At 62.7% G+C, this 19,345-nt stretch carries 33 protein-coding genes; 4 read left to right on the top strand and 29 right to left on the bottom strand.

What is annotated here, in order from left to right; all coding sequences use genetic code 11:
* Nucleotides 1-35 precede the first annotated feature (35 nt).
* From HMPREF9440_RS00540 to hemB, 4 genes are all read left to right on the top strand, one after another.
* On the top strand, nucleotides 36-1,079 hold the full coding sequence (locus HMPREF9440_RS00540) for a GMP reductase (protein ID WP_008540457.1): 1,044 nt from the start codon (nucleotides 36-38) through the stop codon (nucleotides 1,077-1,079).
* Between the two features lie 120 nt (nucleotides 1,080-1,199).
* On the top strand, nucleotides 1,200-1,946 hold the full coding sequence (locus HMPREF9440_RS00535) for a class I SAM-dependent methyltransferase (RefSeq protein ID WP_008540456.1): 747 nt from the start codon (nucleotides 1,200-1,202) through the stop codon (nucleotides 1,944-1,946).
* Between the two features lie 198 nt (nucleotides 1,947-2,144).
* A complete protein-coding gene (gene yihA / locus HMPREF9440_RS00530) occupies nucleotides 2,145-2,831 on the top strand; it encodes a ribosome biogenesis GTP-binding protein YihA/YsxC (protein ID WP_008540455.1) in 687 nt (228 codons plus the stop codon).
* Between the two features lie 2 nt (nucleotides 2,832-2,833).
* Nucleotides 2,834-3,847, top strand: coding sequence for a porphobilinogen synthase (gene hemB / locus HMPREF9440_RS00525; protein WP_008540454.1), 1,014 nt, complete (start codon nucleotides 2,834-2,836; stop codon nucleotides 3,845-3,847).
* Nucleotides 3,848-3,993: 146 nt separating this feature from the next.
* Here the strand turns inward: hemB and HMPREF9440_RS00520 are convergent, their stop codons facing one another.
* The 29 genes from HMPREF9440_RS00520 to rpsJ form a co-directional block, all read right to left on the bottom strand.
* Entirely contained in the window at nucleotides 3,994-4,413 is a 420-nt protein-coding gene (locus HMPREF9440_RS00520) for an RNA-binding S4 domain-containing protein (protein WP_148516218.1), read from the bottom strand.
* 161 nt (nucleotides 4,414-4,574) lie between these two features.
* The gene (rplQ, locus tag HMPREF9440_RS00515; RefSeq protein ID WP_008540452.1) at nucleotides 4,575-4,970 is read right to left on the bottom strand and encodes a 50S ribosomal protein L17; all 396 of its coding nucleotides are present in this window, start codon (nucleotides 4,968-4,970) and stop codon (nucleotides 4,575-4,577) included.
* A gap of 192 nt (nucleotides 4,971-5,162) precedes the next feature.
* A complete protein-coding gene (locus HMPREF9440_RS00510) occupies nucleotides 5,163-6,245 on the bottom strand; it encodes a DNA-directed RNA polymerase subunit alpha (RefSeq protein WP_008540450.1) in 1,083 nt (360 codons plus the stop codon).
* 252 nt (nucleotides 6,246-6,497) lie between these two features.
* Entirely contained in the window at nucleotides 6,498-7,124 is a 627-nt protein-coding gene (gene rpsD, locus HMPREF9440_RS00505; RefSeq protein ID WP_008540448.1) for a 30S ribosomal protein S4, read from the bottom strand.
* 103 nt (nucleotides 7,125-7,227) lie between these two features.
* Entirely contained in the window at nucleotides 7,228-7,629 is a 402-nt protein-coding gene (rpsK, locus tag HMPREF9440_RS00500; RefSeq protein WP_008540446.1) for a 30S ribosomal protein S11, read from the bottom strand.
* A 12-nt stretch (nucleotides 7,630-7,641) separates the two neighbouring features.
* Nucleotides 7,642-8,007, bottom strand: coding sequence for a 30S ribosomal protein S13 (gene rpsM / locus HMPREF9440_RS00495; RefSeq protein ID WP_008540443.1), 366 nt, complete (start codon nucleotides 8,005-8,007; stop codon nucleotides 7,642-7,644).
* Nucleotides 8,008-8,021: 14 nt separating this feature from the next.
* Entirely contained in the window at nucleotides 8,022-8,135 is a 114-nt protein-coding gene (gene rpmJ, locus HMPREF9440_RS00490) for a 50S ribosomal protein L36 (protein ID WP_038006473.1), read from the bottom strand.
* A gap of 171 nt (nucleotides 8,136-8,306) precedes the next feature.
* The gene (gene secY, locus HMPREF9440_RS00485; RefSeq protein ID WP_008540441.1) at nucleotides 8,307-9,632 is read right to left on the bottom strand and encodes a preprotein translocase subunit SecY; all 1,326 of its coding nucleotides are present in this window, start codon (nucleotides 9,630-9,632) and stop codon (nucleotides 8,307-8,309) included.
* 26 nt (nucleotides 9,633-9,658) lie between these two features.
* Nucleotides 9,659-10,093 (bottom strand): 50S ribosomal protein L15, encoded by a 435-nt coding sequence (gene rplO / locus HMPREF9440_RS00480; protein WP_040763132.1) that lies wholly within the window; start codon nucleotides 10,091-10,093, stop codon nucleotides 9,659-9,661.
* Between the two features lie 17 nt (nucleotides 10,094-10,110).
* Complete coding sequence (rpmD, locus tag HMPREF9440_RS00475) at nucleotides 10,111-10,293, bottom strand: 50S ribosomal protein L30 (protein ID WP_008540439.1); 183 nt, start codon at nucleotides 10,291-10,293, stop codon at nucleotides 10,111-10,113.
* 15 nt (nucleotides 10,294-10,308) lie between these two features.
* Nucleotides 10,309-10,827 carry a 30S ribosomal protein S5 gene (gene rpsE / locus HMPREF9440_RS00470; protein ID WP_008540438.1) on the bottom strand — a complete coding sequence of 173 codons (519 nt, stop codon included), beginning with the start codon at nucleotides 10,825-10,827 and terminating at the stop codon, nucleotides 10,309-10,311.
* An 11-nt stretch (nucleotides 10,828-10,838) separates the two neighbouring features.
* A complete protein-coding gene (gene rplR, locus HMPREF9440_RS00465; protein ID WP_172634262.1) occupies nucleotides 10,839-11,204 on the bottom strand; it encodes a 50S ribosomal protein L18 in 366 nt (121 codons plus the stop codon).
* Nucleotides 11,205-11,221: 17 nt separating this feature from the next.
* Nucleotides 11,222-11,755, bottom strand: a complete 534-nt coding sequence (gene rplF, locus HMPREF9440_RS00460) for a 50S ribosomal protein L6 (protein WP_008540436.1) — start codon at nucleotides 11,753-11,755, stop codon at nucleotides 11,222-11,224.
* 15 nt (nucleotides 11,756-11,770) lie between these two features.
* Nucleotides 11,771-12,166, bottom strand: a complete 396-nt coding sequence (gene rpsH / locus HMPREF9440_RS00455; RefSeq protein WP_008540435.1) for a 30S ribosomal protein S8 — start codon at nucleotides 12,164-12,166, stop codon at nucleotides 11,771-11,773.
* A 17-nt stretch (nucleotides 12,167-12,183) separates the two neighbouring features.
* On the bottom strand, nucleotides 12,184-12,489 hold the full coding sequence (gene rpsN, locus HMPREF9440_RS00450) for a 30S ribosomal protein S14 (protein ID WP_008540433.1): 306 nt from the start codon (nucleotides 12,487-12,489) through the stop codon (nucleotides 12,184-12,186).
* A gap of 11 nt (nucleotides 12,490-12,500) precedes the next feature.
* Nucleotides 12,501-13,040, bottom strand: a complete 540-nt coding sequence (gene rplE / locus HMPREF9440_RS00445) for a 50S ribosomal protein L5 (protein ID WP_040763131.1) — start codon at nucleotides 13,038-13,040, stop codon at nucleotides 12,501-12,503.
* A gap of 12 nt (nucleotides 13,041-13,052) precedes the next feature.
* On the bottom strand, nucleotides 13,053-13,373 hold the full coding sequence (gene rplX / locus HMPREF9440_RS00440) for a 50S ribosomal protein L24 (RefSeq protein ID WP_008540429.1): 321 nt from the start codon (nucleotides 13,371-13,373) through the stop codon (nucleotides 13,053-13,055).
* 13 nt (nucleotides 13,374-13,386) lie between these two features.
* Nucleotides 13,387-13,755: a 50S ribosomal protein L14 gene (gene rplN / locus HMPREF9440_RS00435; protein WP_008540427.1), complete on the bottom strand. Its 369-nt coding sequence runs from the start codon at nucleotides 13,753-13,755 to the stop codon at nucleotides 13,387-13,389.
* Nucleotides 13,756-14,006: 251 nt separating this feature from the next.
* Entirely contained in the window at nucleotides 14,007-14,276 is a 270-nt protein-coding gene (gene rpsQ, locus HMPREF9440_RS00430; RefSeq protein ID WP_008540426.1) for a 30S ribosomal protein S17, read from the bottom strand.
* A complete protein-coding gene (gene rpmC / locus HMPREF9440_RS00425) occupies nucleotides 14,273-14,467 on the bottom strand; it encodes a 50S ribosomal protein L29 (protein ID WP_008540425.1) in 195 nt (64 codons plus the stop codon). The genes rpsQ and rpmC overlap by 4 nt, the downstream gene beginning before the upstream one ends.
* A 10-nt stretch (nucleotides 14,468-14,477) precedes the next feature.
* Nucleotides 14,478-14,894, bottom strand: a complete 417-nt coding sequence (gene rplP, locus HMPREF9440_RS00420) for a 50S ribosomal protein L16 (RefSeq protein ID WP_008540424.1) — start codon at nucleotides 14,892-14,894, stop codon at nucleotides 14,478-14,480.
* Nucleotides 14,895-14,896: 2 nt separating this feature from the next.
* Entirely contained in the window at nucleotides 14,897-15,667 is a 771-nt protein-coding gene (rpsC, locus tag HMPREF9440_RS00415) for a 30S ribosomal protein S3 (RefSeq protein WP_008540423.1), read from the bottom strand.
* A gap of 9 nt (nucleotides 15,668-15,676) precedes the next feature.
* The gene (rplV, locus tag HMPREF9440_RS00410) at nucleotides 15,677-16,018 is read right to left on the bottom strand and encodes a 50S ribosomal protein L22 (protein ID WP_008540422.1); all 342 of its coding nucleotides are present in this window, start codon (nucleotides 16,016-16,018) and stop codon (nucleotides 15,677-15,679) included.
* Nucleotides 16,019-16,297, bottom strand: coding sequence for a 30S ribosomal protein S19 (gene rpsS / locus HMPREF9440_RS00405; RefSeq protein WP_005434261.1), 279 nt, complete (start codon nucleotides 16,295-16,297; stop codon nucleotides 16,019-16,021).
* Between the two features lie 12 nt (nucleotides 16,298-16,309).
* Nucleotides 16,310-17,137, bottom strand: coding sequence for a 50S ribosomal protein L2 (gene rplB / locus HMPREF9440_RS00400; RefSeq protein WP_008540420.1), 828 nt, complete (start codon nucleotides 17,135-17,137; stop codon nucleotides 16,310-16,312).
* Nucleotides 17,137-17,436 carry a 50S ribosomal protein L23 gene (gene rplW / locus HMPREF9440_RS00395; RefSeq protein ID WP_008540419.1) on the bottom strand — a complete coding sequence of 100 codons (300 nt, stop codon included), beginning with the start codon at nucleotides 17,434-17,436 and terminating at the stop codon, nucleotides 17,137-17,139. The genes rplB and rplW overlap by 1 nt, the downstream gene beginning before the upstream one ends.
* Complete coding sequence (gene rplD / locus HMPREF9440_RS00390; protein WP_008540418.1) at nucleotides 17,433-18,053, bottom strand: 50S ribosomal protein L4; 621 nt, start codon at nucleotides 18,051-18,053, stop codon at nucleotides 17,433-17,435. The genes rplW and rplD overlap by 4 nt, the downstream gene beginning before the upstream one ends.
* A 13-nt stretch (nucleotides 18,054-18,066) precedes the next feature.
* Nucleotides 18,067-18,711: a 50S ribosomal protein L3 gene (rplC, locus tag HMPREF9440_RS00385; protein WP_008540417.1), complete on the bottom strand. Its 645-nt coding sequence runs from the start codon at nucleotides 18,709-18,711 to the stop codon at nucleotides 18,067-18,069.
* 169 nt (nucleotides 18,712-18,880) lie between these two features.
* Nucleotides 18,881-19,192, bottom strand: coding sequence for a 30S ribosomal protein S10 (gene rpsJ, locus HMPREF9440_RS00380; protein ID WP_005431601.1), 312 nt, complete (start codon nucleotides 19,190-19,192; stop codon nucleotides 18,881-18,883).
* Between the last annotated feature and the right edge of the window lie 153 nt (nucleotides 19,193-19,345).

The raw sequence follows: 19,345 nt of genomic DNA, 5'->3' as shown, positions 1-19,345 counted from the left end.
CCCGCACGGCTCGGGCGAACGACACAAGGACTGACATGCACATCGAAAACACCATCCGCCTCGACTTCAAGGACGTGCTCATCCGCCCGAAGCGCTCGACGCTCACGAGCCGCAGCGAGGTGGACATCACGCGCGAATTCAAGTTCCTGCACTCGCCCGTCCGCTACAACGGCATTCCCATCATCGCCGCCAACATGGACACGACGGGCACGTTCGACATGGCCCGCGCGTTGGCGAAGCACGGTCTCTCGACGGCGCTCCACAAGCACTACGCGGTCGAAGACTACGTCGACTTCTTCACGAAGCTCGAAGCCAAGCACACGGCCTTCTATTCGCTCGGCATCGGCAACGCCGACTGGGAAAAGTTCCAGGAAACGATGCGCCGCTCGAATAACGCCGTCCAGTACGTCTGCATCGACGTCGCCAACGGCTACACGGAAACCTTCGTCGCCTTCGTGAAGAAGGTGCGTGAAGCCTATCCCGAACTCGTCATCATGGCCGGGAACGTCGTCACGGGCGACATGACCGAAGAGCTGCTTCTCGCCGGCGCCGACATCGTCAAGGTCGGGATCGGCCCGGGCTCGGTCTGCACGACCCGCAAGATGACGGGCGTGGGCTACCCGCAGCTCTCCGCGATCATCGAATGCGCGGACGCCGCGCACGGTCTGGGCGGGCGCATCTGCGCCGACGGCGGCTGCACGGTCCCGGGCGACATCGCCAAGGCCTTCGGCGGCGGCGCCGACTTCGTGATGCTGGGCGGCATGTTGGCCGGCCACGACGAAGCGGGCGGCGAAACCGTCGAAGAAAACGGCAAGACCTTCAAGCGCTTCTACGGCATGAGCTCCGCGGACGCGATGAACAAGTACGCGGGCGGCGTCGCCCGCTACCGCGCGGCGGAAGGGAAGAGCGTCCTCATCCCGGCCCGCGGCCCGGTCGAGGACACCGTCCAGGGGATTTTGGGCGGCGTGCGCAGCGCGTGCACCTACGTCGGCGCCCGCCGTCTGAAGGAACTCACGATGCGTACGACCTTCATCCGCGTCGGCATGCAGTTGAACGAAGTCTTCGGGAAGAGCCTTTGATAAAGTCTCTCCCCTGACGGAAGGGAAGGCGGCGTGCGCCCCTCGGGGGCGCGGCCCCTTCCCTTTTTCCATATTTCCCACCGGTTCTCCCCGCGGCGCGCACACACTTGAGGAGCCGCTTTGACGACCCCCACCAACTACTACGCCGATCTCTGCACCGAGATGTACGAGATCCTCCACCCCACCGCCCCGCAGGACGAACTCGCCTTCTACCTCTCCTACGCCCGGGAGGGGGACCGGATGTTGGAGCCCCTCTGCGGGAGCGGGCGCTTCCTCGTACCGTTTCTTGAGCGCGGCTTCAACGCGGCCGGGATGGATTCCTCCGCGGAGATGCTCGTGAAGCTTCGCGTCAAGGCGCCCGAGGCCGAGGTCGAATGCGCCGACCTCCTCACCTGGACCCCGAAGCGCACGTACGACTACGTCTTCATCACCTCGGGCTCGATGTCGCTCTTCACGGACCCGGAGGCGTGCCGCCGGATTCTTGAGAAGACGAAGGCGGCCCTCGCGCCCGAAGGCGTCTTCGTCTTCGAGGTCGACACCGTGGCGACGAGCCTCCCGGACGACGCCGACTGGCGCACCTCGGTCGAAGTGAAGACCCCGGAGGGGTTCGACCTCGTGCTGAAGTCGAAAAACCGTTGGGAGGGCGACACCCGCATCCAGTATTCGCCCTCGATCTACGAGCTCCGCCGGGAGGGTGAGATCCTGAAGAGGGAACCCATGGACTTCCAGATCCGGCTCTACGCCCCGGGCGAGATGGAGGCCCTGTTGCATGAGGTCGGCTTCGGCACGGTCCGCACCTACGGCTCCTACGCGAAGACCCCTGCGACGGGAATCGAAGAGATGTTCCTCTTCGAGTGCCGCGTCTGAAGAAAGGCCGGGCACGACAGTCGGGGTCCCGCGGGGACCCCGCAGGGGCGCGTGTTTTAGAATGCCGCCCATACCTACGAAGCACGGGGCGCTCCGAAAAGGGCGCCCCTTCCACATCCGTTCCCGGACGCCTGTAACGCAGCGCTAAGCTACGCCTGTTAGGCTCAGTCCCCGAACGCACATGCGAGCACAAGCATCTTGAGCATCTTCGACACCGCCGAATTCGTGATTTCCGCCGCCAAGCTCTCGGGGCTCCCCCGCGGCGAAGGCATTCCGGAAATCGCCTTTGCCGGGCGCTCCAACGCCGGCAAGAGCACGACGATCAACGTTCTGACGCGAAAGACCCGCCTGGCCTTCGCGAGCAAGACCCCGGGGCGCACCCAGCTCATCAACTTCTTCCGGCTCACGCGCCGCAAGGATGAGGCGACGCGCGAGCGCGAAACCGTGGGGATGCTGGTCGACCTCCCGGGCTACGGCTTCGCGAAGGCGAGCGAGGAGACGCGCGGCACCTGGTCGACGCTCGTCGGCGGCTACATCGCCGAACGCGAGAACCTCGCCGGCCTCGTCATCGTCATGGACGCGCGCCGTCCCTTCATGCCGACCGACGAGTGGCTGATCGAATTCATGCGGGCGCGCCCCGAAGTGCGCATGCACTGGCTTTTGAACAAGGCCGACCAGCTCAAAACGATGCAGAAGCGCGAGACGCTGCGCGCCGCGAAGGCGCGCGCCGCCTCGATCGGGCCCCATGTGACGGTGCAGCTTTTCTCCGGCCTCAAAAAGGAAGGCACGACCGAACTGATGGCCGTGCTCGAATCCTGGATGGGGCTGCGCGAACCCGAACAACAGACCACCACGGACCCTCAGGGCCCTCAACAAGAGAACTAACCATGCAGACTCTCGGTGCCTATCCCAGCGTGCGCATGCGCCGCATGCGCCACGACGACTTCTCCCGCCGCCTGATGCGCGAAAACGTCGTCACGCCCAACGACCTGATCCTTCCGGTCTTCGTGATGGAGGGCACGGCCCGCCGCGACCCGATCCCGACGATGCCGGGCGTGGACCGCCTCACGATCGACGAACTCCTCAAGGTCGCGGGCGAATGCGTCGAGCTCGGGATCCCGATGCTGGCGCTCTTCCCCCATATCGAAGACGACCTGAAGACCCCGGACGGCCGCGAAGCCGCGAACCCCGACGGTCTGATTCCCCGCGCCGTGAAGGCCTTGAAGGCCGCCTACCCGCAGCTGGGCGTCATGTGCGACGTCGCGCTCGACCCCTACACGACGCACGGTCAGGACGGGCTCATCGACGAGACGGGCTACATCCTCAACGACGAAACGATCGAAGTCCTCGTGGAACAGGTGATGGCGCAGGTGCGCGCCGGCGCCGACGTCGTCGCCCCCTCCGACATGATGGACGGGCGCATCGGCATCATCCGCGACCGCCTTGAAAAGGAAGGCTTCATCCACACGCGCATCATGGCCTACTCCGCCAAGTACGCGTCCTCCTACTACGGTCCCTTCCGCGACGCGGTGGGTTCGGCGGGGAACCTCGGGCGCTCCAACAAGGCGGTTTACCAGCAGGACCCCGCGAACACCAACGAAGCCCTCTGGGAAGTGGGCTTGGACCTCGCCGAAGGCGCCGACATGGTGATGGTGAAGCCGGGCGTGCCGTACCTCGACGTCCTCTGGCGCGTCAAGCAGGAATTCAAGGCCCCGACCTTCGCCTACCACGTCTCGGGCGAATACGCGATGATCAAGTTCGCCGCGGCCGCCGGCGCGATCGACGAAAAGAAGATCACGTACGAAACGATGGTCGCCTTCAAGCGCGCGGGCGCGGACGGCATCCTCACGTACTGCGCTTTGGACGTCGCCCGTTGGATCCGTGAGGGCTACAACTACTAAGCCCCGGCGACCCACCGGTCACGCATAAGGAAAGCGCCTTCGTCCCCACAGCGGGATGAAGGCGCTTTTGCTTGGGGTGCTCTCCGGGAGCCTCCATGAGCCTCCCGGGGCCTCCTGAGCGCTTCCTGAGGGCCTTGGGAGCGGCATCAGTCCTCCCAGTCGAAATCCCCCTCGAACCCCTCGTCGTCCCACGACGTGGCGCGCCTGAGCGCGCGCCCCTCGGCCTTCGTGGGTCGGCCCCCGCGGATCGTCATCGCGGGTTCCGGCGCCATCTTCCGGCGCGCGGCCTGCGCCTCACGCGCGGCGCGGCTCTCGTCGGTTTCCCGGTAGAGCTTCTGCGCGACGGGGGCGGGCCCGCGGGTGGACGACAAGCCTTCCACGTAGACCGTGAACACCTCGTCGCCGCGACGGATCTCCAACTTGTCCCCCACCTTCACGTCGCGCGAGGCCTTGACGCGTGCGCCGCCCAGAAGGACGCGCCCCAGGCCCACGGCTTCCTGCGCGACCGAGCGCGTCTTGAAGAAGCGCGCGGCCCAAAGCCACTTGTCGATGCGGATCGAATCCATGAGGGTGCCTCCGGTATGGGGGTTGCGGGAAAGACGAGCGTCAATCATACGACGACGCCCTGAGGTTCGGCAGACGCGGCGGGGCGGCTGCGGAATCTCCGGCCAACAAAAAGCCCGCCGGTTGAGGGCGGGCTCTTCGGAGAAGTCAATCCTTGAGAGGATTATTCTTCCTTGGCTTCAACGGTTTCGGCCTGTTCGGCGGCGCGTTCCGTGAGTTCCATGTAGGCCATCGGGGCGTTGTCGCCGACGCGGAAGCCCATCTTCAGGATGCGGGTGTAGCCGCCCTGACGGTTCGCAAAGCGCGGGCCGATTTCGTCGAAGAGCTTGACGACGACTTCGCGGTCACGCAGACGGTTGAAGGCGAGGCGCTTGTTGGCGACGGTGGGTTCCTTCGCGAGCGTGATCATCGGTTCGACGACGCGGCGGAGTTCCTTGGCCTTCGGGAGCGTGGTCTTGATGGCTTCGTGCTTGATGAGCGAGCACATCATGTTGCGGAGCATGGCGAGGCGGTGGGCGCTCGTGCGGTTGAGCTTGCGGAGACCGTGACGGTGACGCATGGTGAATTCCTTGTTCGTTAGTCTTGAAAAATGTCGGGCGGAAAAGCCCTTTCCGACGGACGCCCCGTTGTCTTCTATCCCACACCGAACGCTCGGCGCGGGCGGTCGGGTGACGCCCATGAGAAAGGCGCGATCTTAACAGACCGCGCCCTTCGCTTTCAACCCCGAACGGGGTTTTTCTTCGTCACCCTATCAGAGCTTCTTCAGCCCGGCCGTGAGGCCGACGGGAAGACACGAGGTGAGCGAGCCCATGAGGTCCTGACGGAGACCGCCGGGGCCGGCGGCGGCGAGGCCCTGGATTTCGGCGGGCGGCCAGTTTTCGAGCTTGCTCCCGAGGGTGAGGCCGTGCGCCGCGAGCGTTTCCTTGATTTCGTTCAGAGACTTGCGGCCGAGGTTCGGCGTCTTGAGGAGCTCGTTTTCCGTGCGCTGGATCAGGTCGCCGATGTAGTAGATCGATTCGGCCTTCAGGCAGTTCGCGGAACGGACCGTGAGTTCGAGGTCGTCGACCGGACGGGTGAGGATCGGATCGAGCGGCGGGGGCGCGACTTCCTCGGGCTTGACGGCGACGGGTTCCGTGTGGATCGCACCGAAGACGGAGAGCTGGTCCTGGAGGATGCGGACCGATTCGCGGATCGCTTCTTCGGGACCGACGGCGCCGTTCGTTTCGATCGTGATCTCGAGCTTGTCGAGGTCGGTGCGCTGCGCGACGCGCGCGGCGGAGACGGCGTAGGCGACGCGAAGGATCGGCGAGAAGGACGCATCCATGATGAGGCGGCCGATCGTCTTCGAGTAGTCGTCGCGGAACGCGCGGACGTCGCCCGGCTGGTAGCCGCGGCCCTTTTCAACCTTGACCTGCATTTCGAGGCGGCCGCCCGAGAGGTGGGCGATCGTGTGGCCGGGGTTGAGGATGGTGACGTCGTGCGGGAGGTCGAAGTCGGCGGCGGTGACCGTGCCCACGCCTTCCTTGCGGAGGATGAGGGTCACTTCGTCGCGGCCTTCGAGCTTGAAGACCACGCCCTTGAGGTTCAGGAGGATGTCGACCACGTCTTCGAGGACGCCGTCGATCTGGGAGTACTCATGAACGATCCCGGTGATCTGGGCTTCCGTGGGGGCGTAGCCGACCATGGAGCTCAGAAGAATGCGGCGGAGCGCATTCCCGAGGGTGTGGCCGTAGCCGCGCTCAAACGGTTCGAGCGTGACGACGGCACGGTTGGGGTTGGCGGGATCGAGGTTGACCTCGACCTGCGTGGGCTTCATCAAAGCGGTATTGGCCATTTGTTTTCCTATCAATACCCTCGGCTCGTTACACCGATAAGGCTGACGTTGCGGAGAATGGTGAATCGGCACCCAGGCTGCGGACGCCGAAGCATCCGCCATTGTAGTGCACGGCAAAGCGTTCTTTCAGCAAAAAGAAGACTTTGCGGTGCAGAGGGATCGAAAAATTGCGGCCGCAGGGTCTGCGGCCGCAATTCGTTTTCCTGTCTGTGTGCATCGCCTTCGGGCGGCGTTCACGCCGCCCTGGGGCAATTAGCGCGAGTAGCGTTCGATGATGAGGGCTTCGTTGATTTCCGGAGCGACTTCGTCGCGGGCCGGAACGTTCTTGAACGTGCCTTCAAACTTCTTCGCTTCAACTTCAACCCAGGCCGGGAAGCCGTTCTGCTGCGCGAGTTCGAGCGACTCGGCGATGCGGACCTGCTTCTGGGCCTTTTCGCGCACGGAGATGACGTCCCCGGCCTTGACGGCGTAGGAAGGAATGTTCACCTTCTTGCCGTTGACGAGGATGGCGCCGTGGCTGACGAGCTGGCGGGATTCCGCGCGCGTCGAGCCGAAGCCCATGCGGTAGACGACGTTGTCGAGACGGCTCTCAAGGAGCTGGAAGAGCTTTTCGCCGGTGTTGCCGCGCAGACGGGCGGCTTCGGCGAAGTAACGACGGAACTGACGTTCGAGCACGCCGTACATGCGCTTGACCTTCTGCGCTTCGCGCATCTGGTTGCCGTAGTCGGACATGCGGGCTCCGGAAATCTTACCGTGCTGGCCCGGCTTGGAACCGACGTCCTTGACCTTGGACTCAAACGAACGACGGGCGCTCTTCAAATTAAGATCAATGCCTTCGCGACGCGAAAGCTTGAGCTTAGGACCGAGATATCGTGCCATTTAAAAATGCCTCTCTTATCCTGCGGATCGCTCCGCATTCAGTCCGCGTGCCTCAGTGAATGCATACGGACACGGGATAAAAATTCTGTTGTGTGGATGTGCCTTAGACGCGGCGACGCTTCGAGGGACGAACACCGTTGTGCGGAACGGGCGTCACGTCCTGGATCGAGGTCACGCGGATGCCGAGGGCGTTCAGGGCGCGGACGGAAGATTCGCGGCCGGGACCGGGGCCCCAGATGCGGACTTCGACGTTCTTCAGGCCGTATTCGAGGGCGGCCTTGCCGGCGACGTCCGCAGCGACCTGCGCGGCGAACGGCGTGGACTTGCGCGAGCCCTTGAAACCCTGCGCGCCGGACGAGGACGCGGCGATCGCGTTGCCCTGGCGGTCGGTGATCGTGATGATCGTGTTGTTGAAGGAAGCGTGCACGTGGGCGATGCCTTCCGTGACGACCTTCTTCACCTTCTTGCGGCCACGCTGAGCGGCCTGCTTGTTGTTGCCAGCCATAGTAATCCTTCTTTACTTCTTGAGCGCCACACCGGCCTTACGGGGGCCCTTGCGGGTGCGGGCGTTGGTGCGGGTGCGCTGACCACGGCAGGGAAGGCCGCGGCGGTGACGCATGCCACGATACGTGCCCAGGTCGATCAAGCGCTTGATCGAGAGCTGGATTTCACGGCGGAGGTCGCCTTCGACCGTGAACTGGTTCACGCCTTCACGAATCTTTTCGAGTTCGGCGTCCGTGAGATCCTTGATCTTCTTGGAATATTCGATGCCGCACTGATCGAGGATCGCGCGAGCGCGGGAACGGCCGATGCCATAAATGGCGGTGAGACCGATCTCGGCGTGCTGCTGCGGCGGAATGTTAATACCGGCGATACGAGCCATTCTGTGTTACCTCATTAGCCTTGACGCTGCTTGTGACGCGGGTCGGCGCAGATCACGCGCACAACACCCTTGCGCTTGATGATCTTGCACTTGCGGCACATCTTCTTGACAGAAGCGTTAACCTTCATTCTCATCTCCACGTGCTCTTCTGAGCACGATAAACAATGCCCACATGGCAGGAAACGACGAATCATAAAGTCTTTTCGCCGCGCTTGCAACTGATATGGGCGGGATTTTTATGGACAAAACGCCCGGTCCTCTCGGACCGGGCGTCTCGTTTTTTTCTGGGCCGGTGACCCTTACTTCTGGGTCAGACCACGGAAGCTCGACTTGCGAAGGAGGCTTTCGTACTGGTGGGTCATCATGTAGGCCTGGACCTGGCTCATGAAGTCCATCGTCACAACCACCGCGATCAGGAGCGAAGTGCCCCCGAAGTAGAACGGCACGTTGAAGCGAAGGTTCAGGAACTCAGGCACCAAGCAGACGAACACCAGATAGACAGCGCCGCCCAACGTCAAGCGAAGGAGCACGCGGTCGATGTAGCGCGCGGTCTGCTCGCCCGGACGGATGCCCGGGATGAACGCCCCGCCCTTCTTCAGGTTCTCCGCCGTTTCCTTCGGGTTGAAGACCAACGCCGTGTAGAAGTAGGCGAAGAAGACGATGAGCGCGGCGTAGAGCAGCGTGTAGAGCGGCTGACCCGGCGAGAGCGAGGCGGCGAGGTCGCGCAGCCAGCGGGTGGAGTCCCCGCTGGTGAACCAGCCGGCCAGGGTCGCCGGGAACAAGATCAGCGACGAAGCGAAGATCGGGGGAATGACGCCCGACATGTTCATCTTCAGAGGCAGGTAGGAACTCTGCCCGCCGTAGATCTTGTTGCCGATCTGGCGCTTCGCGTAGTTCACGGTGATGCGGCGCTGGCCGCGTTCCACGAACACCACGAAGGCGGTGACGGCGAGGACGATCGCGATCACGAAGATCGCCGAGAGCGGGCTGATGGCACCCGTCTGGACGAGCTGGAAGAGACCGCCCGCCCCGTTGGGGAGCCCCGCCACGATGCCGGCGAAGATGATGATCGAGATCCCGTTGCCGAGACCGCGCTCGGTGATCTGCTCACCGAGCCACATGAGGAACATCGTGCCCGTCAGCAGCGAGATCGTCGTGGTGATCCGGAACATGAAGCCGGGATCGAGCACGAGACCGGGCTGCGTTTCGAGCGCGACGGCGATGCCGAACCCCTGGAAGACCCCGAGCAGCAGCGTCCCGTAGCGGGTGTACTGCGTGATCTTCCGGCGTCCGGACTCGCCTTCCTTGCGCAAAGCTTCGAGCGACGGCAGCACGTAGGACAGCATCTGCATGATGATCGATGCAGAGATGTACGGCATGATGCCGAGCGCGAAGACCGAGAACCGCGAAAGCGCGCCACCGGAGAACATGTTGAACAGCCCGAGAATGCCGCCCTGCTGCTGATTGAACAGCTGATTGAGCATGTCGGGATCGATGCCCGGAACCGGCACATGAGCGCCGATACGGTACACAACGAGTGCGAGCGCCAGGAAGAGCAGGCGACCCTTGAGGTCGCCGTACTTGTTGAGGCCCGACTGTTGCTTATTGCTGGGGCTGGTCGCCACGTCGGTGTCCTCTCTGGTGATGGGTCTTAGTCAGCAATGACGCCACCGGCGGCCTCGATGGCCTGGCGGGCGCCCTTGGTGACGGCGATGCCGCGAAGGGTGACCTTGCGGGTGATTTCACCGGAGAGAATCACGCGGGCGCTCTGGGCGTGGATGGAGACGACGCCGGCGGCGACGAGCACGCCGAGATCGATCTCATCGGCACCAAGGCGCTGGAGATCCGAGAGACGCACCACTTCGCAGAACTTGCGGGTGAGCGACGTGAAACCGCGCTTCGGCAGGCGGCGATACATCGGCATCTGGCCGCCTTCGAAACCAACCTTGTGGAAGCCGCCAGCACGCGACTTCTGGCCCTTGTGGCCGCGACCGGCGGTCTTACCCCAGCCGCTGCCGACACCGCGGCCGACGCGGTGACGGGCGTGCTTCGAGCCCTCAGCGGGCTTGATCGTGTTCAAACGCATTTCGTTGTTCCTTCCGATCATTCGGCGCGCACGAGGTACGCAACCTTGTTGATCATGCCGCGCACGGCCGGCGTGTCTTCGAGCTCGCGCGTCTGGTTGAGCTTCTTCAAGCCCAGACCGAGCAGCGTGGCGCGATGGTCAGCCTTCGTGCCGATGGGGCTCTTAACCAGCGTAACCTTAACGGTCTTCTTTTCGGACATGGTCAGGTCTCCTGATTAGGCGAGCAGCTCTTCGACCGACTTGCCGCGCTTGGCGGCGATTTCAGCCGGGCTGCGCAGGTTGTCGAGCGCGTTGAGCGTGGCGCGGACGAGGTTGTACGGATTCGTCGAGCCGTAGGCCTTGGCGACGACGTTGCGGATGCCGACGGCATCGCACACCGCGCGCATCGGGCCGCCGGCGATGACGCCGGTGCCTTCGGGCGCGGGCATCATGATGACGCGGGAGGCACCGTGACGGCCTTCCACGGCGTGATGCAGCGTGCCGTTCTTGAGCGGGACGCGCTTCATCGTGTGACGAGCACGTTCCATCGCCTTCGAGACGGACTGCGGCACTTCGCGGGACTTGCCCGTACCCATGCCGACGGAACCGTCACCGTCGCCGACGACCGTCAGCGCGGCGAAGGCGAGAATGCGGCCGCCCTTGACGACCTTGGTGACGCGGTTGACCGCGATCATCTTTTCGCGCAGGCCGTCGTCCTGTTCGTCGATCGCGTTTTTAGCTTGAACCTTAGCCATAAGCCCCTGCCTTAGAACTTGAGGCCGGCTTCGCGCGCAGCTTCAGCGAGCGCGGCGACACGGCCGTGGTAACGGTAGCCGGAACGGTCGAAGGCGCAGGTTTCGATACCGGCAGCCTTGGCCTTCTCGGCAAGACGAGCACCGACCAGCTTGGCGGCGGCAACGTTGCCGCCGCGGCCGGACACGGACGCGAGCTGAGCGCGCACTTCGGGTTCGACCGTCGAGGCCGAAACGATGGTGCGGCTGTTGTCCGCCGAGATGATGCTGGCGTAGATGTGCAGATTGGTGCGGTGGACCGTCAGGCGATCGACCTTCTGCAACAGAATGCGGGCGCGCGTGGCACGCGCGCGGCGCAAGCGGCTTTGTTTCTTGTTGATCATCACTAACGCTCCGCTTACTTCTTCTTGGTTTCCTTGATCACGACGACTTCGTCGACGTAACGGACACCCTTGCCCTTGTAGGGTTCGGGAGCACGGTACGCGCGCACTTCAGCGGCGGTCTGACCGACCTTCTGCTTGTCGGCGCCCTTGATCACGATTTCGGTCTGGCTCGGGGTTTCGACCTTCACGCCGGCGGGCATCTGGTGCACGACGGGGTGGGAGAAACCGAGCGTCAGGTTGAGCTTGTCGCCCTGAGCCTGGGCACGATAGCCCACGCCGACGAGCTGAAGCTTCTTTTCGAAACCGACGGAGCAGCCCTTCACCATGTCGGCGACGAGGGCACGCATCGTGCCGACGTTCGCGTTGGCTTCACGGCTTTCTTCGAGCTGTTCGAAGTGAAGCGCACCCTCGGCCTCCTTGATGGCGACCTTCGGGAGGATGTGCATGGAAACCTCGCCGACCGGGCCCTTCACGGTGATGTTTTCAGCCGTGAGGGTGTAGGTCACGCCCTTGGCGATGGAAACGGGAATCTTGGCAATTCGACTCATTTCACACTCCTTGGATTAGGCGACGTAGCAGAGAACTTCGCCGCCGATGCCGGCAGCGCGCGCGGCGCGGTCGGTCATCACACCCTTCGGGGTGGAAACGATCGCGATGCCGAGACCGTTCATCACCTGGGGGATCGAGGCATGGTTCTTGTAGATGCGCAGGCCGGGACGCGAAACGCGTTCGAGGCGCTCGATGACGGCGCGGCCGGCGTAGTACTTGAGGGCGACGCGAAGTTCGGGCTTGCCGCTTTCGGCGGAAACCGCGAAGTCTTCGATGTAGCCTTCTTCCTTGAGGACCTTGGCGATGGCGACCTTCAGCTTGGAGGACGGCATCACAACTTCAGCCTTTTCGACCATCTGACCGTTGCGGATGCGGGTCAGCATGTCGGCGATCGGATCACTCATACTCATTGTCGTAATCTCCTCGCTTACCAGCTGGCCTTCACAAGGCCGGGAATGTCACCGCGCATGGCGGCATCACGAATCATGCCGCGGCAGAGACCGAACTTACGGAACGTGCCGCGGGGACGGCCGGTGATCGCGCAGCGGTTGCGCTGGCGGACCGGGGAGGCGTCGCGCGGGAGAGCCTGCAGCTTGGCGCGGGCTTCCAGACGTTCTTCCATCGAGCAGGTAGCGTCGTTAATAATAGCCTTGAGGGCGGCGCGCTTGGCCGCGAACTTCGCGACCGTAGCGGCACGCTTGGCTTCGCGGTTGATAAGAGCAAGTTTTGCCATTTGCGTCAGCCTCAGTTGCGGAACGGGAAGTTGAAACCGGCGAGAAGCGCCTTGGCTTCTTCGTCCGTCTTCGCCGTCGTGGTAATCGAAATGTTCATCCCGCGGAGCGCGTCGATCTTGTCGTACTCGATTTCCGGGAAGATGATCTGTTCCTTCAGACCGATGTTGTAGTTGCCGCGACCGTCGAAAGCACGGCCGGAGACACCACGGAAGTCACGCACGCGCGGGAACGCGATGGTGACGAGGCGGTCGAGGAAGTCATACATGCGTTCGCCACGGAGCGTGACCATGCAGCCGATCGGCATGTTTTCGCGAATCTTGAAGTTCGCGATGGCCTTGCGGGTGCGCGTGATGACGGGCTTCTGACCGGCGATCTTGGTCATGTCCGCGAGCGCGTTGTCGACGAGCTTCTTGTCGTTGACGGCTTCACCAACGCCCATGTTGAGCGTGATCTTGGTGATGCGGGGGACCTGCATGACGGTCTTGTAGCCGAACTTCTTCATCAGTTCGGGGACAATGGTGTCGTGATAAAGAGTATTAAAACGAGACATCGTCGCCCTCACTTAGGCCTTGGCGCCGACGACGGCACCGTTGGACTTGAACACGCGGACCTTCTTGCCGTCGACTTCCTTGAAGCCGACGCGGTCGCCCTTGCCCGTTTCCGGGTTGACCAGCATCAGGTTGGACTGATCGATGGGCATCGACTTTTCGATGATCCCGCCGGTCACGCCGAGGGTGGGGTTCGGACGAACATTCTTCTTGACGATATTCACGCCTTCGACGATCACGTGGCGTTCATCGACGCGGGAGAGGACGGTGCCCTTCGTGCCCTTGTCGCGGCCAGCGATGACGATGACTTCGTCACCCTTACGGATACGCTGCATCGCTTCTCCTTAGTTAGATCACTTCGGGAGCAAGCGACACGATCTTCATGAACTGCTCGGTACGCAGTTCACGCGTAACCGGCCCGAAGATACGGGTGCCGATGGGCTCCAGCTTGTTGTTGAGAAGAACGGCGGCATTGCCATCGAAGTTGATGGACGAGCCGTCGGGGCGGCGAACGCCGTGCGCCGTGCGAACGACGACCGCGTTGTAGACTTCGCCCTTCTTCACGCGACCGCGCGGGGCCGCTTCCTTGACCGTCACCTTGATGACGTCGCCGATGTTGGCGTAACGGCGCTTGGAGCCGCCCAACACCTTGATACACATAACCGAACGCGCGCCGGTGTTATCGGCGACGTCCAGTCGGCTTTGCATCTGAATCATTGTTGAAAAATCCCAACTTATTCCACATTAGCGGATAGTATTGGTCCCGTTTCGGGAGGAAGGTCGCTTACGAGACCGATCCGAAACCCGGCCGGGCGGCCGAGGGAAACGGGCTCAAACACAACCCTAGAAATGCATCGCCCGGAACACCACCAGGCATTCCGGGCGACGGCTAGCCACTATAACCGAGTGATCGGTGTCGTGCAAGCGGATGGGCCAAACTTTTTTAGCGTTCGGCCCCAAGGCTTCACTTAGATGATTTCGGCCTTGCTGATCACCTTGGTGACCGTCCAGGACTTCGTCTTGGAGATCGGGGCGCATTCAGCGATTTCGACCTTGTCGCCTTCGTTGCAGCCGAGTTCGTCATGAGCGTGATACTTCTTGCTCTTGACGACGTACTTGCCGTACAGCGGATGCTTGACCTTGCGTTCCACGAGGACCGTGACAGTCTTCTGCATCTTGCTGCTCGTGACCGTACCCTGGAGGGTGCGGGTCAGCGTTTCGTTGGTCTGTTCAGTCATTTCGTGTTCGCCTTCTCGGTGAGGATCGTGCGGACGCGGGCGATGTCACGACGGGTCGTGCGGATCGCGGCCGTGTTCTGCAGCTGTTGCGTGGACTTCTGGATGCGGAGCTTGAATTCCGTTTCGAGAAGGTCCTTGAGTTCCTGCTTGAGCGCGGCCTCATCCTTGGCGCGCAGTTCCTTAGCGTTCATGTCCGTCTCCTTACATGCCGATCTGGCGGACAACGAACGTGGTCTTCACGGGCAGCTTGGCCGCGGCGAGCGCGAAGGCTTCGCGGGCGAGCTGTTCGTCGACCCCGTCCATCTCGTAGAGCACGCGGCCCGGCTGGACCAGCGCGACCCAGTATTCCGGATTGCCCTTACCGTTACCCATACGGACTTCGGCAGGCTTCTCGGAGATGGGCTTGTCCGGGAACACGCGGATCCACACACGGCCGCCACGCTTGATGTGGCGGGTGATGGCGCGTCGGGCAGCTTCGATCTGACGGGCCGTGATGCGGCCGCGTTCGAGCGACTTCAGACCGAATTCGCCGAACGAGACGTTGGCGCCTCGGGTGGCGAGGCCGTAGTTGCGGCCCTTCTGGTCCTTGCGGTATTTGCGACGATTAGGCTGCAGCATCGTTATTCTCCGTCCTTAGCGGCAGGCTTGCGCGAGGCACCCTGCTTCATGTCGTTGCGACGGCCGTTGTTGCGGCGGCCGTTGCGGTCGTTGCGACGGCCGCGACGGTCTTCACGGGGAGCCTGAGCTTCTTCAGCTTCGGCCTGGCCGAAGTTGTCACCCTTGTAGACCCACACCTTCACGCCGACGACGCCGTACGTCGTGTGCGCTTCGGAGAAGCCGTAGTCGATGTTCGCACGGAGGGTGTGCAGAGGCACGCGGCCTTCGCGGTACCACTCGGAGCGGGCGATGTCGGCGCCGTTCAAACGGCCGGACGACATGATCTTGACGCCGAGGGCGCCCAGACGCATGGCGTTCTGCATCGCGCGCTTCATGGCGCGGCGGAACATGACGCGCTTTTCGAGCTGCTGCGTGATGCCGTCGGCGATCAGCTGAGCGTCGAGCTCGGGGCGGCGGACTTCTTCGATGTTGACGTGAACGGGCACGCCCATCATCTTCTGAACTTCAGCCTTGAGCGCTTCGATGTCGGCACCCTGCTTGCCGATCACGATGCCCGGACGGGCCGAGAAGATCGTGATGCGGGCGTTGTTCGCCGGACGTTCGATGAGGATGCGGCTGACGCTGGCGTTGCGGAGCTTCTTCAGAAGGAAGCTGCGCACGGCGAGGTCTTCACCGAGCGTGCGGGAGAATTCACGGCCAACCGCGTACCAGCGCGACGTCCAGTTGCGCGTCACGGGAAGACGGAAGCCGGTGGGATTAATTTTCTGACCCATGGTACACCTTTACTTGGCTTTCGCTTCGCCAACAGAAATATAGATGTGGCTCGTCTGCTTGTTGATGCGGGTGCCGCGGCCCTTGGCGCGGGCGGCGAAACGACGCAGCGTGGCAGCCTTCTCCACGTGAATCTTCGTCACGACGAGGGTGTCGATGTCGGCACCGTCGTTGTGTTCGGCGTTGGCGATGGCGCTCTCGAGCGCCTTCTTGATGATGACCGCAGCACGCTTCTGCGTGAAGGTGAGGATGGCGAGAGCCTTGTCCACGGGCTTGCCGCGAACGAGGTCAGCAACCAAACGGCCCTTCTGAGCCGAGAGGCGGACACCACGGACGATAGCAGTAGTTTCCATTTACTTACCCACCTTCTTGTCACCGGCCGCGTGGCCCTTGAACGTGCGAGTGTTCGCAAATTCGCCGAGCTTGTGGCCGACCATGTTTTCATTGATGTACACCGGCACGTGCTGACGGCCGTTGTGAACGGCGATGGTCAGACCGATGAATTCGGGAAGAATCGTCGAACGGCGCGACCAGGTCTTGAGCGGACGCTTGTCGCGGCTCGCCTGGGCGGCTTCAACCTTCTTCATCAGGTGCCCGTCAACAAACGGGCCTTTCTTCAAAGAACGAGACATTCCTAGGCCCCCTTACTTGCGGTTACGGCGCGAGACGATCATCGAGTCGGTGCGCTTGCTGTTGCGGGTACGATAACCCTTGGTGAGCTGGCCCCAAGGCGTGACGGGGGCGCGACCGGTACCGGTCTTGCCTTCACCACCACCGTGCGGGTGATCGACCGGGTTCATGGCGACGCCACGAACCGTCGGGCGGATGCCGCGCCAACGCTTGGCACCGGCCTTGCCGAGTTCACGCAGGGAGTTTTCTTCGTTGCCGACCGTACCGATCGTCGCGCGGCACTCGATGAGGACGCGACGGACTTCGCCGGAGCGCAGACGCACCTGAGCGTATTCGCCTTCACGGGCGACGAGCTGGGCGAAGGCACCGGCAGCACGGACCATCTGAGCGCCCTTGTTCGGGAGGAGCTCGATGCAGTGAATGGTCGTACCGACGGGGATGTTGCGCAGCGGGAGCGTGTTGCCGACCTTGATCGGGGCTTCCTGGCCGTTCATGATCTCCTGACCGACGGTCAGGCCCTTCGGGGCGATGATGTAGCGACGTTCGCCGTCGGCGTAGAGCACGAGAGCGATGTTCGCGGAACGGTTCGGATCGTACTCAATGCGCTCGACGCGGGCGGGGATGCCGTCCTTGTTGCGCTTGAAGTCGATGATGCGGTAGGCGCGCTTCGAACCGCCACCCTTGTGACGGCAGGTGATGTGGCCGTTGTTGTTGCGGCCGGACCCACGGTTCTTCTTTTCCGTCAACGCGGCCCAGGGCTTGCCCTTGTGGAGCTCCTTGTTGACGACCTTCACCGCGTGACGGCGACCGGCGGACGTCGGCTTGAGTTTGACGAGAGCCATTACTTCACCTCTTGCGCGAAGTTGATTTCAGTACCCTGCGGGAGCGTGACGATCGCCTTGCGGACGTCGTTGCGCTTGCCCATGAAGCGGCCGAAGCGCTTCTGCTTGCCCTTCAGGTTCAGGATCTGGACCGCGCTGACCTGCACCTTGAAGAGCAGTTCGACGGCGGCCTTGACTTCGGTCTTGGTCGCGGTCGGAGCCACGACGAACGAGACCTGGTTGTGCTTTTCGGCAAGCATCGTGCTCTTTTCAGAGATCACGGGGCCGACGAGCACCTTGTAAAGACGTTCCTGGTTCATGCCAGCATCTCCTCAATCTGGGCGACAGCAGCCTTGGTCACGACAACCTTGTCGAAGTAAATGAGGCAGAGCGGATCCGCGTAGCGGGGCGGAACCACGAGCACTTCCTTCAGGTTGCGCGAAGCAAGGATGAGGTTCTCATTGAGCTCTTCCTCAGCGACGACGATGAGGAGCTTGCCTTCGAGGCCGAGGCTCTTGAGCTGCTGCGCGAAAGCCTTGGTCTTCGGGAGTTCAGCCTTGATCGTTTCGATGACCGAGAGGCGGGCATCGGCGACGAGCTTCGAGTAGATGGTCGCCATGGCGGCGCGGTACATCTTCTTGTTGAGCTTCTGGCTGAAGTTTTCAAGCGGCGAGTTCGGGAACGCACGGCCGCCGCCACGCCACACGGGCGAGGAGGTCATGCCGGAACGGGCGCGGCCCGTACCCTTCTGACGCCAGGGCTTCTTCGTCGAGTGGTGCACGTCGGCTCGGGTGAGCTGAGCGCGCGTGCCCAGACGGGCGTTGGCCTGGTAGGCGACCACGAGCTGGTGCACCAGGGATTCGTTGTATTCACGACCGAACACGGCGTCAGCGGCAGCGACCGTCTGACCCTGTTCGTTCAGGACATTGAGTTCCATTGTTTCGCTCCGATTAAGCCTTCACCGCCGGACGGACGATGACTTCGCCGCCCTTGGCGCCGGGGACCGCACCGCGAACGAGCAGAAGCTGACGTTCAACGTCGACACGCGCGATCACGAGGTTCTGAGTCGTGCGCTGCACGTCGCCCAAATGGCCGGCCATGCGCTTGCCGGGGAACACGCGGCCCGGGTCCTGACGGTTACCGATGGAACCGGGAGCACGGGTCGTCACGGAGTTGCCGTGCGAAGCGCGGTTGGACGAGAAGTGGTGGCGCTTGATGGCGCCGGCGAAACCCTTACCGATGGTCGTGCCGGTCACGTCGACCTTCTGGCCTTCCGTGAACATGTCGGCCGAGAGGGCCTGGCCGGGCTTGAACTCGGCGGCCTGAGCGGCATCGATATGGAACTCTTTGAGCGTCGAACCCGCTTCGACGCCGGCCTTGGCAAAGTGGCCGGCAAGGGGCTTGCTCACGCGCGAGGGCTTCATGGAGCCGAACGCGACTTGGATTGCATTGTAGCCGTCGGTTTCTTCCGTCTTCACCATCGTGACACGGTTGTTCGACACGTCGAGCACGGTCACGGGAACGGACACGCCGTCTTCCGTGAAAATACGCGTCATGCCGATCTTGCGACCGACGAGGCCGAGCTTATCACTCATTGTTTTCTCCACCCCGGCTGCGATTGGCCGGGACCGTTTTCCAAAAAAATCCGAGACTTCGGTTCGACCTGCGAACGCAAGTCCGGACAGAAAGGCGCGATTTTAGCCGCTCAAAACCACCCGCGCAACTGAAAAGCGCGGAAATTTGAACGGCTTAGCTTGAGGTCGATTACTGGACCTTGATCTTGACGTCCACACCGGCGGGAAGATCGAGCTTCATCAGGGCGTCGACCGTCTTGTCGGTCGGATCGACGATGTCCATGAGACGCTGGTGGGTGCGGATTTCGAGCTGGTCGCGCGACGTCTTGTTGACGTGCGGCGAACGGAGGATGTCGAAGCGCTGGATGCGGGTCGGCAGGGGAACGGGACCACGAACCACGGCGCCGGTGCGCTTGGCGGTGTCGACGATCTCGAGGGCCGACTGGTCGATCAACTTGTAGTCATACGCCTTGAGGCGGATGCGGATGCGCTGAGACTGCATTTGAGTTTCCTGTAAAAAGAACTGTTTAAAAGAACAGAGGGAGCGGAGTATAAACTCCGCTCCCTCGAGCGATCAAGTCGAAACGCCGGATTTTTCACCGGCGTGGGGTTACCCCCTTTTTATTCGATGATCGAGGCGACGACGCCGGCGCCG

It is taken from the genome of Sutterella parvirubra YIT 11816 (genome assembly GCF_000250875.1).
GTDB classification, from domain to species: Bacteria; Pseudomonadota; Gammaproteobacteria; order Burkholderiales; family Burkholderiaceae_F; genus Sutterella; species Sutterella parvirubra.
Note: the sequence above shows the minus strand (reverse complement) of the source record. Positions and strands in the feature narration are given on the sequence as shown.

Coding starts and splice junctions, on each gene's coding strand:
- HMPREF9440_RS00540 (WP_008540457.1), top strand. CDS start 36: ATGCACATCGAAAACACCATCCGCCTCGACTTCAAGGACGTGCTCATC.
- hemB (WP_008540454.1), top strand. CDS start 2,834: ATGCAGACTCTCGGTGCCTATCCCAGCGTGCGCATGCGCCGCATGCGC.
- HMPREF9440_RS00520 (WP_148516218.1), bottom strand. CDS start 4,413: ATGGATTCGATCCGCATCGACAAGTGGCTTTGGGCCGCGCGCTTCTTC.
- rplQ (WP_008540452.1), bottom strand. CDS start 4,970: ATGCGTCACCGTCACGGTCTCCGCAAGCTCAACCGCACGAGCGCCCAC.
- HMPREF9440_RS00510 (WP_008540450.1), bottom strand. CDS start 6,245: ATGGCCAATACCGCTTTGATGAAGCCCACGCAGGTCGAGGTCAACCTC.
- rpsD (WP_008540448.1), bottom strand. CDS start 7,124: ATGGCACGATATCTCGGTCCTAAGCTCAAGCTTTCGCGTCGCGAAGGC.
- rpsK (WP_008540446.1), bottom strand. CDS start 7,629: ATGGCTGGCAACAACAAGCAGGCCGCTCAGCGTGGCCGCAAGAAGGTG.
- rpsM (WP_008540443.1), bottom strand. CDS start 8,007: ATGGCTCGTATCGCCGGTATTAACATTCCGCCGCAGCAGCACGCCGAG.
- rpmJ (WP_038006473.1), bottom strand. CDS start 8,135: ATGAAGGTTAACGCTTCTGTCAAGAAGATGTGCCGCAAGTGCAAGATC.
- rplO (WP_040763132.1), bottom strand. CDS start 10,093: ATGCGTTTGAACACGATCAAGCCCGCTGAGGGCTCGAAGCACGCCCGT.
- rpmD (WP_008540439.1), bottom strand. CDS start 10,293: ATGTCCGAAAAGAAGACCGTTAAGGTTACGCTGGTTAAGAGCCCCATC.
- rpsE (WP_008540438.1), bottom strand. CDS start 10,827: ATGGCTAAGGTTCAAGCTAAAAACGCGATCGACGAACAGGACGACGGC.
- rplF (WP_008540436.1), bottom strand. CDS start 11,755: ATGAGTCGAATTGCCAAGATTCCCGTTTCCATCGCCAAGGGCGTGACC.
- rpsH (WP_008540435.1), bottom strand. CDS start 12,166: ATGAGTATGAGTGATCCGATCGCCGACATGCTGACCCGCATCCGCAAC.
- rpsN (WP_008540433.1), bottom strand. CDS start 12,489: ATGGCAAAACTTGCTCTTATCAACCGCGAAGCCAAGCGTGCCGCTACG.
- rplE (WP_040763131.1), bottom strand. CDS start 13,040: ATGTCTCGTTTTAATACTCTTTATCACGACACCATTGTCCCCGAACTG.
- rplX (WP_008540429.1), bottom strand. CDS start 13,373: ATGCAGCGTATCCGTAAGGGTGACGAAGTCATCGTCATCGCTGGCCGC.
- rplN (WP_008540427.1), bottom strand. CDS start 13,755: ATGATTCAGATGCAAAGCCGACTGGACGTCGCCGATAACACCGGCGCG.
- rpsQ (WP_008540426.1), bottom strand. CDS start 14,276: ATGACTGAACAGACCAACGAAACGCTGACCCGCACCCTCCAGGGTACG.
- rpmC (WP_008540425.1), bottom strand. CDS start 14,467: ATGAACGCTAAGGAACTGCGCGCCAAGGATGAGGCCGCGCTCAAGCAG.
- rplP (WP_008540424.1), bottom strand. CDS start 14,894: ATGCTGCAGCCTAATCGTCGCAAATACCGCAAGGACCAGAAGGGCCGC.
- rpsC (WP_008540423.1), bottom strand. CDS start 15,667: ATGGGTCAGAAAATTAATCCCACCGGCTTCCGTCTTCCCGTGACGCGC.
- rplV (WP_008540422.1), bottom strand. CDS start 16,018: ATGGAAACTACTGCTATCGTCCGTGGTGTCCGCCTCTCGGCTCAGAAG.
- rpsS (WP_005434261.1), bottom strand. CDS start 16,297: ATGTCTCGTTCTTTGAAGAAAGGCCCGTTTGTTGACGGGCACCTGATG.
- rplB (WP_008540420.1), bottom strand. CDS start 17,137: ATGGCTCTCGTCAAACTCAAGCCGACGTCCGCCGGTCGCCGTCACGCG.
- rplW (WP_008540419.1), bottom strand. CDS start 17,436: ATGAACCAGGAACGTCTTTACAAGGTGCTCGTCGGCCCCGTGATCTCT.
- rplD (WP_008540418.1), bottom strand. CDS start 18,053: ATGGAACTCAATGTCCTGAACGAACAGGGTCAGACGGTCGCTGCCGCT.
- rplC (WP_008540417.1), bottom strand. CDS start 18,711: ATGAGTGATAAGCTCGGCCTCGTCGGTCGCAAGATCGGCATGACGCGT.
- rpsJ (WP_005431601.1), bottom strand. CDS start 19,192: ATGCAGTCTCAGCGCATCCGCATCCGCCTCAAGGCGTATGACTACAAG.